The sequence below is a fragment of the Carbonicoccus niuqiaonis genome (assembly GCF_050157065.1).
In the GTDB taxonomy this organism is placed as follows: Bacteria; Actinomycetota; Actinomycetes; order Propionibacteriales; family Propionibacteriaceae; genus Avipropionibacterium.
This window is the reverse complement of sequence record NZ_CP189573.1, coordinates 1,412,310-1,426,284: the sequence shown is the minus strand read 5'-3', so window position 1 is coordinate 1,426,284 and position 13,975 is coordinate 1,412,310. Positions and strand designations below refer to the sequence as shown.

Sequence of the window (13,975 nt, the reverse complement as noted above, 5' to 3'; positions counted from 1 at the left end):
TATCCGGCCCCACGGAATGGGTCAATCGACACCGACGCCGGCCACCGGCGGGGCTGGGCCTACGATCATGCCATGCGCGAGCCGCTCCGGGACGGACCCGCCGGAGTCGTGTTCGCCCGGCAGAACCAGGAGATGAGGTAGTCCGTGGACGTCCAGATCGCCGAGGAGCGGGCGTTCGTGCTCCAGCCGAGCATCGGCTTCGACCAGGCACGGGAGCGGGCGTGGTCGCAGAAACTGAACGTCTTCGGCACCCTGCACAACCTGATGTTCCGACCGAAGGACGACGAGGTCAGGATCACCCGGTACGAGCTCCGCTACGAACCGTTCTGGCACGTGTCGGCCCGCAGTGAGCTGGAGTACGACATCCGCGAGAGCTATCGGCTGCTGGTCGCCAACCCGGCCACCCACCACGTCTCGCTCGAGATGTTCCCCGACTCCGACCTCGTGGTGCAGGACCAGCAGGTGGTGCTGACCGGGACGAGCCGCTGCCACGAGTCACAGACCCGGGAGCAGGTGCTGGACGGGGTGACCGGCGAGGAGCGACCGAAGCTCGCCGCCTACCTGCACCGGACCAAGACGGAGCTGGGGACCCTCGACGACTTCGCACCGACCGACGCCGTGGTGGTCGCCCCCGAGATCAAGGCGTCCTACGTCGTACGGCAGCAGCTCACCCACCTGATGCGGGCCGTGCAGGCCGACCACGTGATCACCGAGACCGTCGAGGTGTCGGCGCTGGCGCTGTTCTTCCGGCCGGTGTACGTCTTCGACTACGTGTGGGCGCCGAAGGACAAGCGACAGACGATGGCGCTGGACGGGGTCTCGGGCGAACTGTCCAACACCACCCGTCAGGTCGGCGCGTTCCGGTCCGCCCGGCTCGACACCGACCTGCTGTTCGACATCGGCGCCGACGCGGTGGGGATGTTGGTTCCCGGTGGGTCGATCGCGATGAAGTTGGGCCGGCTCGCGGTGCAGCGGACGAGGCCGGGCCAGTCACCCCCGGCGCCGTAGTCGTGTCGACGGGCTCGACGGACGTGTCGACAGGCTCGACGGGCGGGTGGGCTACGAGCTGGTGCCGCCCGTGTCGTCGGTCGGGGTGACCGGATCCGCCGCGGTGTCAGGGAAGTCGGTCGGCGGCTCGCCGAAGGCGGCATTGGTGGAGCGGACGATCTCCTTGGCCAGTGCGTAGTTGCCGACGCCACCGATGACTGCGCCGAACCCCAACGGCGCGAACTTGACCGCGGTGACCAGGCCGACGCGCGGTCCGAAGCGGCGGAGCAGCAGGCCGCCCAACGCCTCGTTGACCTCACGCAGGATCCGGATCGGCAACGTCTCGCCGAGCACCGTGCCCCAGTGGACACCGGCCCGGCCGACGCCGTTCAGCACGACCTTGGACCCGTTGCTGCCCAGCAGGATCCCGAACAACAGGGTGCGCTGGTACTCGATGTCGGTGACCTTGGCCCCCTGGATCCGCGCCACCGCGAGGGCGTGCGTCGCGGCCGCGGTGAGGAAGGTGACGACGTCCACGCCGGCGGCGCCGATCGCCATCACCGCACCGGTTGCCGGCACCGCGGCCAGCACACCGGTGCCGGCGCCCATGGCGACCACGGCGGTGGTGAAGTCACGCTCCAGCTTGGTGATCAACTCGGCCGGGCTGTCCTTCGGGTTGGCGGTCCGTAGCGCCGCGACCCGGCGGTCGGCCAAGCCGTCGGCCAGCTCGAGCGCCTTGTCGACGGCGGTGAAGAAGGGCTGCTGCCACTGCGGTCGTGCGGTCATGTCCGGCTCCTGTCGACGGGCCTCCAGCGTACGTCCTCCGACGACCCCGACCGCGGCTGCTCCGACGAGGAGGAACCCGGACCGCCCCCTGTCGCTCGTCGCCCGACTCCCCTAAGGTCATCAATTACGCGCACGCCTCAACCCCCGACGTGCCACGCCGATTCATTGGAGAGTCCTCATGCCCAGTCGTCGTACCGTCCTCGCCCTGGGAGCCGCCGGCTCCGTCGGCCTGTCGCTCGGCCCCGGCCTCGGCCCGGCCACCACGGCCAGTGCCCGCACCCGATCCGGTCCCCCGCCCGTGCCCGGCGGCACGGTCACCGACCACGGGTCCCCGATGAGCTCACTGACCGTGGTGGAGGGTGCCTTCGGCCTGCTGCCCGACGGCCGGATCGCCGCGTACGCCCCGGCCCAGGGCGAGAACTCCGCCCTCAACGTCAGTACGGTGACCGACCCGGCCGAACAGGTCGGCCAGTACGCCATGACGGGCGCCGGTGGCGGGCCGACGATCGTCGTCGCCGCCGACCAGACCGTCTACGTGGGCACCTACAACTCGGGCCACCTGTTCCGCTGGGACCCGGCCACCGAGCAGATGACCGACGTGGGCACCCCGACCGAGAGGTCGACCTTCCTGTACGGCCTGAGCGCCGCTCCGGACGGCACCGTCTACGGCGGCACCTTCCCGGATGCGCACGCGTGGTCGTACCACCCGGACCGGGGCTTCACCGACCTCGGCCGGGTCAGTACCACCGAGGCGGTGCAGTACGCCAAGTCGACCGCCTACGACCCCGACCGACATGCCCTCTACGTCGGCACCCGTCCGGTGGCCGAGCTGTGGAAGCTGGACCTGGCCAGCGGCGAGTTCACCCGGCTCAGCCCGGCAGCGCCGTTCACCGGCAACGAGCTGAGCGACCTCGACTACGCCGAGGGCCACGTGTTCGCCTGCAACACCCGGCAGCTGCGGGTGTTCGACGCCGCCACCGACACCGAGGTCGACGTGATCGACGCCGCGACCGGTCAGCTGACCCGGGCGTACTCGATCACCGGCCGGGGCGCCTCGGAAGCCCGGGCGGGCCGGATCTGGTTCAGCACGGCCGGGCCCGAGGGCACCGTGCTCGGCCACTACGACCTGGCCACCCGGGTCGCCACCGCGACCCGCCACCGTACGGTCGCGGGTTCGTTGATCGGCTACCACTGGACGACCGAGGACGACCACGACGTGATGTACGGCTTCGCCGGCAACTACGGCGCGGGGGCGATGCGGTACGACCTCCAGGCCGACACGGCGAAGGTCTACAAGTTCGCGCTCAGCCCGGCGCCCAGCCCGCTGGGCAACATCGTCGTCTCCCCGGACGGCTCCTCGGTGATGATCAACGCATTCCTGAACGGCAACGGCGTCCGCCGGGACGTCGCCACCGGCGAGATCACCCCAATCGCCCGGTTGGGCCAGGTCGAGGACTGGACCTGGGTCGACGACCCCGCCGGGGGCGACTCGATCGCGTACGCCGGGGTGTACCCCTCGGGCTCGCTGAAGGCCTACCGCCCCGACCAGCCCACCGGCGACACCAACCCGCGCACCCTGGTCGAGTTGAAGGCCGAACCGAACGCCCAGATCCGGCCCCACGACGTCCAGCTGCACGACGGCCTGTTGTGGGCGGCCAGTGAACCCGACTACGGCCAGCGCGGTGGGGCGCTCACGTCCGTGGTGCCGGCCGACGGCGAGGCCACCGTCACCCGGCCGGTGGTGCCGGACCACACGATGGCGGCCTTCACCTTCCTCGACGACCGGATGTTCGCCGGCAGCAGCCGCAACGGCGGCACCGGCACCACCCCGGTGGAGGGGTCCGCGGCCCTGGTCGAGTTCGACCCCGACGCACGGACCGTCATCCGCTCCGTGGCACCGGTGGACGGGGCCCGGTCCGTGAACGCGATGCTGGTGCACGACGGGCGGCTGCTCGGGCTGGCCGACACCACGATCTTCGAGGTCGACCTGACCAGCTTCGAGGTCACCCGGACGTTCCCCCTGCCCGGGGTCAGCGGCGCCACCGGACCGGGCAGCGGGGACCTGGTGATCCACCCGAACGGCTACCTCTACGCCCAGGCCCAGGGTGCTCTGTTCGCGGTGGACCCGCTGTCGCTGCAGGTGGCCGCGAACCTGATGTCACGGGTGAACCGGGCGCCGCTGTCGGCCGACGGGTCGCTGTGGACCCTGCTCCGGCCGGACGGCTTCAGCGAGCCGCTGCACCACGCCCAGTTCGTCCCCGACTCCGACACCGAACCGGACAACCGATGGTTGGTCCGGATCCGCGACATCGTCACCCCGGTCGCGAACCGGTTCGTCGAGACCGGGGTCACGCTGGCCGACCTGCTGGCCGAGTTGTTCCCGGCCAAGGGCCCGACCGGGACCGAGGCCGAGGTCAGCACCGTCCTGGCCGAGCTGGTGGCCACGGGCGTGATCACACCGGACGAGCGGCTCGAACTGTCCCGGGCCGCGCGGCGGGCCCGCTGAGCTCGGCCCGGAGCAGCCGGTCCTGGCTCGCCAGGTGGAGGGTGTCGCCCCGGAACACTCCCCCGGAACTGATCGGGTCACCCGGCCACGGGTGACGCTCGGTGGTGTGGTCGGTCAGGTCGAGCACCGTGATCGCGCGTTCCTGCAGGACCGCGACGCGATCGGTGCCGGCCTGGTCGGCCACCACCCCGGCCCGTGCCAGCCGGCCGTCGCCGGTGAGGTCGTGGCGGGCCAGGACGGTGCCGTCGGCCGGGTCGAGATGGACGTGGTGGCCGTCCTCGCTCCACAGGTGGACCGTGTCGTCCGGCGCGACGGCCAACCCGGCCCAGTGACCGACGCCGGCGTCCGGCTCCCAGCGGGCGACGACCTCGAGGCCGGGCCAGGCCAGCCGGTAGACGACGGCGGTGGTGGCCAGCGGGGTGGCACCACCGGGGGTGTCGACGCAGGTGGCGCCGATCACGTCACCACCGTGCAGCATGCCCAGCGCGGTGGTGGCCTGGTGGGGTACGAGGTCGGTGTGCTCGATGACGCGATTCCGACCGGTGGCCGACCCGTCGGCGTGCTGGTCGACCTGATGGATCGCGAGGCCACCGCCGGTGTCGCCGTAGCCGCCGTACCCGCCCCAGATGACGTGCTGCTGGTCGGGGTGGGCCACCACGCACCGGGGCCGGTGCACCTGCTCGTACGCGACCAGGTGGGCCGGGTTGTCCGCCGCGGTCGGTGCCTGCGGGTCGTAGCGGAAGAAGTGGCCGCCCGGGTACGCCGCACCGTACAGCTGATCATCGAGCAGGGCCCAGTCGCACACGTTGCCGACGCCGGCGAGGCCGCCACGGTCGAGGTCGGTCAGCTGCTCGGCGGCGGGGTCGAACCGGAAGAAGCGCATCGGGTGGGAGGTGGTGCCGACGATCGAGCCGTCAGGAGCCCCGATCAGCGCCGACAGCTTCGCCCCGTCCGACTCGTAGCTCAACGGGATCACCCGGGTGGCCCCGTCGGCGGCGGCGACCGTGAGCTCCCGGCCGGGCAGGTCGAGCCGCGCCACCGACCAGCCCGGGTCGCGTGGTGCGTGGATCCGCCCGAATCCGTACCCCCGGGTGGCCGAGGGTGAGACCTGATCGACCTCGACCGGAATCGGGCCGTCCGGGGTCAGCCGGTGCCATCGGTGGGCCACGTCGGGCAGCGGGTGGAGATGCTCGGAGTCCCAGAGGCCGTAGAGCTCGCCGTCGGCACCGCGGTGGACGTACCCGGCCCCCTTCACCCGCTCCGCGGGCGGCACCAGCGACCGCGGCGCGGCGCCGGGGTGGTCGAGTACGACGAGGTCGCGGTGCTCGGTGCCGATGCCGGCGTACAGCCGCCCGTCATCGGTGACGGCCAGGTGCGAGGCGTACTGCTCGGTCGTGCTGAGTCGGGCCTCCAGCCGGCAGTGCCCGGTCGCCGGATCGACCGAGAACAGTCGGGTCCCCGGGTAGGTGGTGAACCAGATCCGGCCGTCGGGCCCCTCGGTGAACCCCATCCCGACGATCTCCTCGTCGGCGGCGGCGTCGGCACCGGCACCCGCGACGTCCTCGTACCGCTCGCACGGGTGGTGGGTGGTCACCGTCCCGGCGAACGGGTCGACCTCGTACAACGACCGGCCGGCGCCGGTCCAGAAGGTGCCGGACCGCGAGGCCAACGAGCTGAACGGGAACTCGGGACCGCCGGAGAACCGCAGTTGGCGGCAGTCACCGGTGGTGGGGTCGACGACGAGCACCCATCCGCGGGCGGCGACCACCAACCGGGAGTCGCCGGCGGCGTCGACGCAGACGGCCGCGGTCCGGGGCTCGGCCTGTCCCGCGACCACGCCGGAGTACGTGATGTTGATCATGGTTGAACTCGCCCGATCAGTGTGCGGCCTCGTGCCAGCTGCGGCCGACCCCGACCGACACCTCCAACGGCACCGCCAGGTCCATCGCCCGGCCCATCTGCTCGCGGACCAACTCCTCCAGCGCGGCCCGCTCCCCCGCGGCGACCTCGAAGATCAGTTCGTCATGCACCTGCAGCAACATCCGGCTGTCCATCCCGGCGGCATCGATCGCCGATTCGACGTTCAACATGGCGACCTTGATGACGTCGGCGGCCGAGCCCTGGATCGGCGCGTTCAACGCCATCCGCTCGGCCATCTCCCGCCGCTGCCGATTGGAGCTCATGAGGTCGGGCAGGTAGCGGCGACGGCCGAGCAGGGTCTCGGTGTACTCGGTCCGGCGGGCCTGCTTCACCACCCCCTGCAGGTAGTCCCGGACGCCGCCGAACCGTTCGAAGTACTCCTCCATCAGCTCCTTCGCCTCCCCGGTGGAGATGCGGAGTTGCTGGCTCAGGCCGTACGCCGAGAGTCCGTACGCGAGCCCGTAGTTCATCGCCTTGATCTTGGCCCGTTCCTCGGTGCCGACCGCGTCCGGTTCGATCCCGAAGACGCGGGCGGCGGTGACGGTGTGGAAGTCCTCGCCGGACCGGAACGCCTCGATCAGGCCCTCGTCGGAGCTGACGTGGGCCATGATCCGCATCTCGATCTGCGAGTAGTCGGCACTCATCAGCTCGGCGTGGCCGCCGCCGACGACGAACGCCTCCCGGATCCGCCGGCCTGCCTCGGTGCGGATCGGGATGTTCTGCAGGTTGGGGTCGACCGACGACAACCGGCCGGTGGCGGCGATGGTCTGCTGGAAGGTGGTGTGGATCCGGCCGTCCTCGGCGACCGTGGCGAGCAGCCCGGCCACCGTCTGCCGCAGTCGGATCGCGTCGCGGTGGGCCAACAGGTGCGCCAGGAACGGGTGCTCCGTCTTCTCGTACAACCCCTGCAGGGCATCGGCGTCGGTGGTCCAGCCGGTCCGGGTCTTGCGGGTCTTCGGCATCCCGAGTTCCTCGAACAGCACGGTCTGCAGCTGCTTCGGCGACCCCAGGTTGATCTCCTTGCCGAGCACTCCGTACGCGTCGTCGGCGGCCTTGCGTACCCCGGCGTCGAACTCGGACTCCAACTGCTCGAGCAGGGCCACGTCGATCGCGATGCCGAGTTGCTCCATCCGGGCCAACGTCCGGACCAGCGGCAGCTCGACGTCGTGGTGGAGTCGCGTCCCACCGTGCTCGTCGACCTGGCCGTCGAGCGCCTCGGCCAGGTCGATCACGGCTCGGGCGCGGATCATGGCGGCCTGTTCGGCCTGCTGGTCGGCGGGGTCGTCACCGAGGTCGAGGGCATCCTGCAAGGTGTCGGGGGTGCTGCCGTCGGACTCCACGCGGAGTTCCCGCTTCAGGTAGCGGACGCTCAGGTCGGCCAGGTCGAAGGTGCGCTGGTCGGGCCGGACGAGGTATGCCGCCAGTTGGGTGTCGGAGGTGACGCCCCGCAGGTCCCAGCCCCGCGCCCAGGCCGCCAGCAGCGGGCCCTTCGAGTCGTGCAACGCCTTGCCCGCCTCGGGATCGGCGAGCCAGCCCGCCAACGCGGCGTCGGCTGCCGGGTCGAGGTCGGCGACGTCCAGCCAGGCGGCGCTGCCGTCGGCGGCGGCGAGCGCGATGCCGGTGATGTCACCGGAGCCCGAGCCCCAGCTGCCGACGACGTCGATGCCGGTCCGGGTGCCGCGGGCGTGCTCGGCCAGCCAGGTGGCGACGCCCTCGCCGGTCACCACCTCGCCGGCGACCTCGAAGCCGCCCTCCGGCTCGTCGGCGTCGGGCTGGGTCTCCAGCAGCCGATCACGCAGCACCCGGAACTCGAGGGCGTCGAACAGCGTGTGGACCTTCTCCCGGTCCCAGCTGCGGCGCACCATGTCGGCCGGACCGACCGGCAGCTCCAGGTCGCGCACCAAGGCGTTGACCTGTCGGTTGCGGACCACGTCGTCGATGTGGTCGCGGAACTTCTCGCCGACCTTGCCCTTGATCTCGGCGGCGTTCAGCACCACGTTGTCCAGGCCGTCGTACAGCGTCAGCCACTTGGCTGCGGTCTTCGGGCCGACACCGGGCACGCCCGGCAGGTTGTCGCTGGTCTCGCCGACCAGCGCGGCCAGGTCCGGGTAGCGCTGCGGGGTGACCAGGTACTTCTCCTCGACCGCGGTCGGGGTCATCCGGGCCAGGTCGGAGACGCCCTTGCGCGGGTAGAGCACGGTCACCTTGTCGGTCACCAACTGCAGGGCGTCCCGGTCGCCGGTGCAGATCACCACCTCGATGTCGTCGGCCGCGGCCTGCGTGGCCAGGGTGGCGATGATGTCGTCGGCCTCGTAGCCGGCCAGTTCGGTCCAGGTGATGTTGAGCGCGTCCAGCACCTCCTTGACCAGTCCGACCTGCCCCTTGAACTCGTCGGGTGAGGTGCTCCGGTTCGCCTTGTACTCGGTGTACAGCTCGGAGCGGAAGGTCTGCCGGGACACGTCGAAGGCGACCCCGACGTGGGTCGGCTGCTCGTCGCGCAGCACGTTGATCAACATCGAGGTGAACCCGAACACGCCGTTGGTGTGTTGGCCCGAGGTGGTGGAGAAGTTTTCCACCGGGAGGGCGAAGAAGGCCCGATAGGCCACCGAGTGCCCGTCGATCAGCAGCAGCTTCGCGGGCTGCTCGGGGGCCGGGGTCGCATCGGTGGTGGAGTCAGCTGGCACAACCCCGACCCTACCGATCCCGAGCGGCGTCGACCCACTCCACGTGCTCCCGGGTGGGGCAATACCCTGTCGACCATGGCTGAGTCCCGAGATCCCGCGCTGCCCCAGTGGTACTCCGAGGTGGCGAGCGCCCTCGACGAGAAGATGGGGTTGACCGTGTCCGAGCTGACCCCGCAACGGGTCGTCGGTCGGATGCCCGTGGCGGGCAACACCCAGCCCTTCGGACTGTGGCACGGTGGCGCGTCGTGCGTGCTGGCCGAGACGCTGGCGTCCTTGGGTGCGTTGGCCGCGGTACGGCCGGGGCGGGTCGCGGTCGGCGTCGACATCAACGCCACGCATCACCGCTCGGTGAAGCAGGGCATGGTCACCGGCACCGCGACCGCGCTGCGGTTGGGCAAGACCGTGCTGAGCTATGACGTGGCCCTGGTCGACGACACCGGCGAGCGCATCTGCACCGCGCGCGTCACCTGCCAAGCCGTCGACCCACGGCGCCCCAACATCTCGAGCTGAGAGTCAGCTCTTGGCCTTGTGGGTCAGCTCTTGGCCTTGTGGGTCAGCTCTTGGCCTTGCGGGCGCCCTTGGCGGCCTTGCCTTCCTTCTTGACCTTGTTGGCGTTCTCGATGACGCCCTCGGCGACCTCGCGCATCGACTTGCGCAGGTCCATCGCGGTCTTCTGGATCCACCGGAACGCCTCGGCCTCGGACAGGCCCAGCCCCTGCTGCAGCATCGCCTTCGCCTGGTCGACGGCCTTGCGGGAGGCGAGTCGCTCGGCCAGGTCGGCCACCTCGGCCTCGACCGCGCGGATCTCGGCGAACCGCGCGATGGCGATCTCGATGGCCGGCACCACGTCGGAGCGGTCGAACGGCTTCACCACGTACGCCATCGCGCCGGCCTCGCGGGCCCGCTCGACGAGCTCACGCTGACTGAACGCGGTCAACATCACGACCGGCGCGATGCGATCGGCGGCGATCTGCTCGGCCGCGGAGATGCCGTCCAGCTTGGGCATCTGCACGTCCATCACGACCAGCTCGGGCTTCAGGTCGCGGGCCATCGCGACGGCCTGTTCGCCGTCACCGGCCTCACCGACGACCTCGTAGCCCTCGTCCTGGAGCATCTCGACCAGGTCGCGGCGGATCAGCACCTCGTCCTCGGCCACCAGGACCCGTCTCCCCTGGACGCTCCCGTCGGCGGCGGCACCCGCCTCGGCAGCACTCACGTCGGGGGTGTCCGTGTCGACGGACCCCTCCGGGGAAGGGGAATCGCTCATGTCGTACCTCTCACAGTGCTCCGGCCCGCAATGGCCATGGTGCCAACCATCCTAGCGACAACCACGGCAAGACCATGCACGGAATTGTGATCAAGTCGGTATCTGGCGTGGGATCCGCGTCACATTGGCCGAACGTTCCCGACATCGCCGGCCAAGTCGCCGGGACCTCGGTGACGCTGCTATCGTGGGTCCCCGCGCCGGGGTGGCGGAATGGTAGACGCGGACGGCTCAAACCCGTCTGTCCGAAAGGACTTAGGGGTTCGACTCCCCTTCCCGGTACCGAGCGCGAGGCTGGTCAGCTGGTCAGAGCGGCAGCCCGATCCGACGTACCCGCATCATGTTGGTGGTGCCGGCGACCCCGGGCGGCGAACCGGCGATGATCACGACCCGCTCCCCCTCGGCGACGCGCCCCATCTCGACCAGGGCCTGGTCGACCTGCCGGATCATCTCGTCGGTGTGGTCGACCTGTGGCACCAGGAAGGTCTCCATCCCCCACAGCAGGGCCAGCGACTGCCGGGTCGACTCCAACGGGGTGAACGCGAGCATCGGGATCGAACTGCGGATCCGGGCGAGCCGCCGGGCCGAGTCACCGGACTGGGTGAAGGTCACCACGTACCGTGCCCCGGTCCGTTCGGCCACCTCGATGGCCGCCTTCGCCAGTACGCCACCGGTGGTGTGGGGTTCCCAGTCGATCTTCTCGATCTGACTGATCCCGTGTTCCTCGGTGTTGTCGATGATCCGGGCCATCGTCTCGACCGCGACGATCGGATACTGCCCGACGCTGGTCTCGCCCGAGAGCATCACCGCGTCGGCCCCGTCGAGCACCGCGTTCGCGACGTCGGAGGCCTCGGCGCGGGTCGGCCGCGGTGCCGAGATCATCGACTCCAACATCTGGGTCGCGACGATCACCGGCTTGGCCCAGCGGCGGGCCGCGGTCACGATCTTCTTCTGGACCAGCGGCACCTCCTCGAGCGGAAGCTCGACGCCGAGGTCACCGCGGGCCACCATCAACGCGTCGAAGGCGTCGATGATCTCGTCGAGGTTCTCGACGGCCTGCGGCTTCTCCAGCTTCGCGACGACCGGGATGCGGCGCCCTTCCTCGTCCATCACCTGGTGCACCGCCGCCGCGTCGGCGGCGTTGCGGACGAAGCTGAGCGCGATCATGTCGGCCCCGTTGCGAAGTCCCCAACGCAGGTCCTCGATGTCCTTCTCGCTCATCGCGGGCACGCTCACCGCGACACCGGGCAGGTTGATGCCCTTGTTGTTGGAGACCTGGCCGCCGACCAGCACGGTGGTGTGGACCTCGGTGTCGGTCACCTCGGTCGCCTCGACCATCAGTCGGCCGTCGTCGATCAGGATCTTGTCGCCGGCCTTGACGTCACCGGGCAGCCCGGCGTACGTGGTGGAGCAGCGCTCGGCGGTGCCTTCGATGTCGTCGGTGGTGATGGTGAACTTCGCCCCGTACGCGAGGGTCTCCTTGCCGGCGGCGAACCGGCCGAGCCTGATCTTGGGACCCTGCAGGTCGACCAGCACCGCGATCGCCCGATCGGCGTCCGCCGCGGCGGCCCGGACCGCCTCGAGGTTCTGCTTGTGATCGGCATGGTCACCGTGGCTCATGTTGAGACGGGCCACGTCCATGCCGGCTGCCACAAGTTCCCTCAATCGCTCCGGTGACGAGGTCGCCGGGCCGAGGGTGCAAACAATCTTCGCTCTACGCACCCCTCGACACTACAGAACCGGACCCCAACGGAAGATGACCAGTGGATGACTGGTGCGGGTCAGCTCTGTCGCAATTGGTCCAACGCCGCCTGCAGGTCGGCCGGGTAGTCGCTGACGAAGACCACGTCCTCCCCGCTGCCGGGATGGACGAACCCCAGCTCGACGGCGTGCAGCCACTGCCGCTCCAGGCCGAGCCTGGCCGCGAGCACCGGGTCGCCGCCGTACAGCGGGTCGCCGACGCAGGGATGCCGGACCGCCGCCATGTGGACGCGGATCTGGTGGGTCCGCCCGGTCTCCAGCCCCACCTGCAGCAGGCTGGCCCCGGGGAACATCTCGATCACCTCGTAGTGGGTGATGCTGTGCCGCCCCGAGGAGACGATCGCCATCCGCCAGTCGTGGTTGCGGTCGCGGGCGATCGGCGCGTCGATCGTGCCCACCGACGGATCGGGGTGACCCTGCACGAGCGTGTGGTACGTCTTGGCGACCTCGCGGTTGCGGAACGCCCGCTTGAGGACGGTGTAGGCGTACTCGCTCTTGGCGACCACCATCAGCCCGGAGGTGCCGACGTCGAGGCGCTGCACGATGCCCTGCCGCTCGGCCGCCCCGGAGGTGGAGATCCGGAACCCGACCGCGGCCAGGTGTTCGACGACCGAGGGGCCGTCCCAGCCGAGGCTCGGGTGGGCGGCGACGCCGGCCGGCTTGTCGACCACGACGATGTCGTCGTCGTCATGGACGATCGCGATCCCGGCGACCTCGTGGGGCACCACCTGGGCCACCCGCGGTGGTCCGGGGATGGTCACCTCGAGCAGGTCACCTCCCGACACCTTGTCGGACTTTCCGGCCCCGCGCCCGTGGAGCTTGATCAGGCCGGCCTCGGCGATCTCGGAGACCCGGGTCCGTGACAACCCGGTGAGCCTGGCCACCGCGGCGTCGACGCGCATCCCGTCCAGTCCGTCGGGTACCAGGACGATCTTGGTGTCCTCGGTCACGAGGAGGTGTCCCTGGGATGCGGCCCGGCGTCCTGCTCGGCCCCACCGTCCTGATCAGTTTCGGTGTCGTGATCAGTTTCGGTGTCGTGATCAGCTTCGGTGTCATGATCAGCTTCGGCGTCCGGGTCGTCCTCGGGGTAGGGGTCCCCCGGTGGGACGTTCTTGATCACCGCCAACCAGATGATCCCGATCGCGCCGAACACGACGCCCATGTCGGCGACGTTGAAGATCGGCCAGTACGGCAGCTGCAGGAAGTCGACGACGTGCCCGACGGGGAACCCGGGGGCCCGGAACAGCCGGTCGGTCAGGTTGCCGACCACACCGGCACCGATCAGTCCGAGCACCACGGCCCATCCCCGGTGCTTCAACCGGAAGAGGACGAACCAGGTAATGCCGACCAGTACACAGCTGGAGAAGAGGGTGAACACCCAGGTCAACTGGCCGCCACCGCCCAGCCCGAACGAGGCACCGTCGTTGAAGACCAGCAGCAGCCGGAGCAGGTCACCGATCACCTGCACCGACTGACCTGGCTCGAGGTGGGTCAGGGCAAGCTGCTTGGTGACCTGGTCGATGGTCGCAAGGACGACGACGACCGCGGCCCAGATCAGCCGTCGGTCGAGTTTCAGCGTCGTTCCTCGCGTTCCTTGCATGTCATGCACAGTGTGGCACGCGGGTACACCTGCAACCGCCCCTTGCCGATCGGCTGACCACAGTTGTCGCACTGCCCGTACGTACCCTGCGCCATCTTCTGCAGTGCGAGCCGGGTCTGGTTGATCGCCTCGGAGGCGTACGCGGCCAGCGCCAGTTCCTGATCACGTTCGAAGTTGGAGGTCCCGACGTCGGCCGCATCACCGCCACCGCCCTCACCGGAGACCAGCAGGTCGGCCAGGTCGGCCCGGACGGTCCGGGCGTGTGCCTCGTGCCGCTCGATCTCGGCAGTCAGCTCCTCCCGCAGCTCGGCGAGCTCCGCCTCCGTCCACGGATCCTCGTCGACGCGAACGACCAGATCGCCGGCCGTGGCCTTGCTGGTACGGGAGTTGCCGCGGGTGGCAGCCGCAGTCGACGATGCCGTCTTGGTGGCCGGAGCCTTGGTCACAGAAACCTTCTTCGCTGGTGT

At 70.1% G+C, this 13,975-nt stretch carries 11 protein-coding genes and 1 tRNA gene; 4 read left to right on the top strand and 8 right to left on the bottom strand.

All coding sequences use genetic code 11. From position 1 onward, the window contains the following. The first annotated feature begins 144 nt into the window (after window positions 1–144). Entirely contained in the window at window positions 145–1,008 is an 864-nt protein-coding gene (locus ACQBAU_RS06545; RefSeq protein WP_465254760.1) for a hypothetical protein, read from the top strand. Window positions 1,009–1,059: 51 nt separating this feature from the next. On the opposite strand, the gene ACQBAU_RS06540 is transcribed toward ACQBAU_RS06545, so the two are convergent. Further along, complete coding sequence (locus ACQBAU_RS06540; RefSeq protein WP_434549470.1) at window positions 1,060–1,773, bottom strand: hypothetical protein; 714 nt, start codon at window positions 1,771–1,773, stop codon at window positions 1,060–1,062. Between the two features lie 178 nt (window positions 1,774–1,951). Here ACQBAU_RS06540 and ACQBAU_RS06535 point away from each other — a divergent pair, with 178 nt between their 5' ends. Then, on the top strand, window positions 1,952–4,279 hold the full coding sequence (locus ACQBAU_RS06535) for an NHL repeat-containing protein (protein WP_434549469.1): 2,328 nt from the start codon (window positions 1,952–1,954) through the stop codon (window positions 4,277–4,279). Here the strand turns inward: ACQBAU_RS06535 and ACQBAU_RS06530 are convergent. Then, the gene (locus ACQBAU_RS06530; RefSeq protein WP_434549468.1) at window positions 4,227–6,140 is read right to left on the bottom strand and encodes a hypothetical protein; all 1,914 of its coding nucleotides are present in this window, start codon (window positions 6,138–6,140) and stop codon (window positions 4,227–4,229) included. The genes ACQBAU_RS06535 and ACQBAU_RS06530 overlap by 53 nt on opposite strands. A 16-nt stretch (window positions 6,141–6,156) precedes the next feature. Further along, window positions 6,157–8,883 (bottom strand): DNA polymerase I, encoded by a 2,727-nt coding sequence (gene polA, locus ACQBAU_RS06525; RefSeq protein WP_434549467.1) that lies wholly within the window; start codon window positions 8,881–8,883, stop codon window positions 6,157–6,159. A gap of 75 nt (window positions 8,884–8,958) precedes the next feature. Here polA and ACQBAU_RS06520 point away from each other — a divergent pair, with 75 nt between their 5' ends. Further along, window positions 8,959–9,393 carry a PaaI family thioesterase gene (locus ACQBAU_RS06520; protein ID WP_434549466.1) on the top strand — a complete coding sequence of 145 codons (435 nt, stop codon included), beginning with the start codon at window positions 8,959–8,961 and terminating at the stop codon, window positions 9,391–9,393. A gap of 43 nt (window positions 9,394–9,436) precedes the next feature. On the opposite strand, the gene ACQBAU_RS06515 is transcribed toward ACQBAU_RS06520, so the two are convergent. Beyond that, window positions 9,437–10,150 carry an ANTAR domain-containing response regulator gene (locus ACQBAU_RS06515; RefSeq protein WP_465254761.1) on the bottom strand — a complete coding sequence of 238 codons (714 nt, stop codon included), beginning with the start codon at window positions 10,148–10,150 and terminating at the stop codon, window positions 9,437–9,439. A 196-nt stretch (window positions 10,151–10,346) separates the two neighbouring features. On the opposite strand from ACQBAU_RS06515, the gene ACQBAU_RS06510 reads away from it, so the two are divergent. Then, window positions 10,347–10,429: transfer RNA gene (locus tag ACQBAU_RS06510), tRNA-Leu, on the top strand. Window positions 10,430–10,453: 24 nt separating this feature from the next. On the opposite strand, the gene pyk is transcribed toward ACQBAU_RS06510, so the two are convergent. The 4 genes from pyk to ACQBAU_RS06490 are packed head-to-tail and all read right to left on the bottom strand — an operon-like array spanning window position 10,454 to window position 13,954. Next, window positions 10,454–11,869, bottom strand: coding sequence for a pyruvate kinase (pyk, locus tag ACQBAU_RS06505; RefSeq protein WP_434549464.1), 1,416 nt, complete (start codon window positions 11,867–11,869; stop codon window positions 10,454–10,456). 59 nt (window positions 11,870–11,928) lie between these two features. Then, on the bottom strand, window positions 11,929–12,810 hold the full coding sequence (locus ACQBAU_RS06500; RefSeq protein WP_434549540.1) for an RluA family pseudouridine synthase: 882 nt from the start codon (window positions 12,808–12,810) through the stop codon (window positions 11,929–11,931). A gap of 44 nt (window positions 12,811–12,854) precedes the next feature. Further along, complete coding sequence (gene lspA, locus ACQBAU_RS06495; protein WP_434549463.1) at window positions 12,855–13,508, bottom strand: signal peptidase II; 654 nt, start codon at window positions 13,506–13,508, stop codon at window positions 12,855–12,857. Further along, window positions 13,481–13,954 carry a TraR/DksA family transcriptional regulator gene (locus ACQBAU_RS06490; protein WP_434549462.1) on the bottom strand — a complete coding sequence of 158 codons (474 nt, stop codon included), beginning with the start codon at window positions 13,952–13,954 and terminating at the stop codon, window positions 13,481–13,483. The genes lspA and ACQBAU_RS06490 overlap by 28 nt, the downstream gene beginning before the upstream one ends. Window positions 13,955–13,975: the final 21 nt, after the last annotated feature.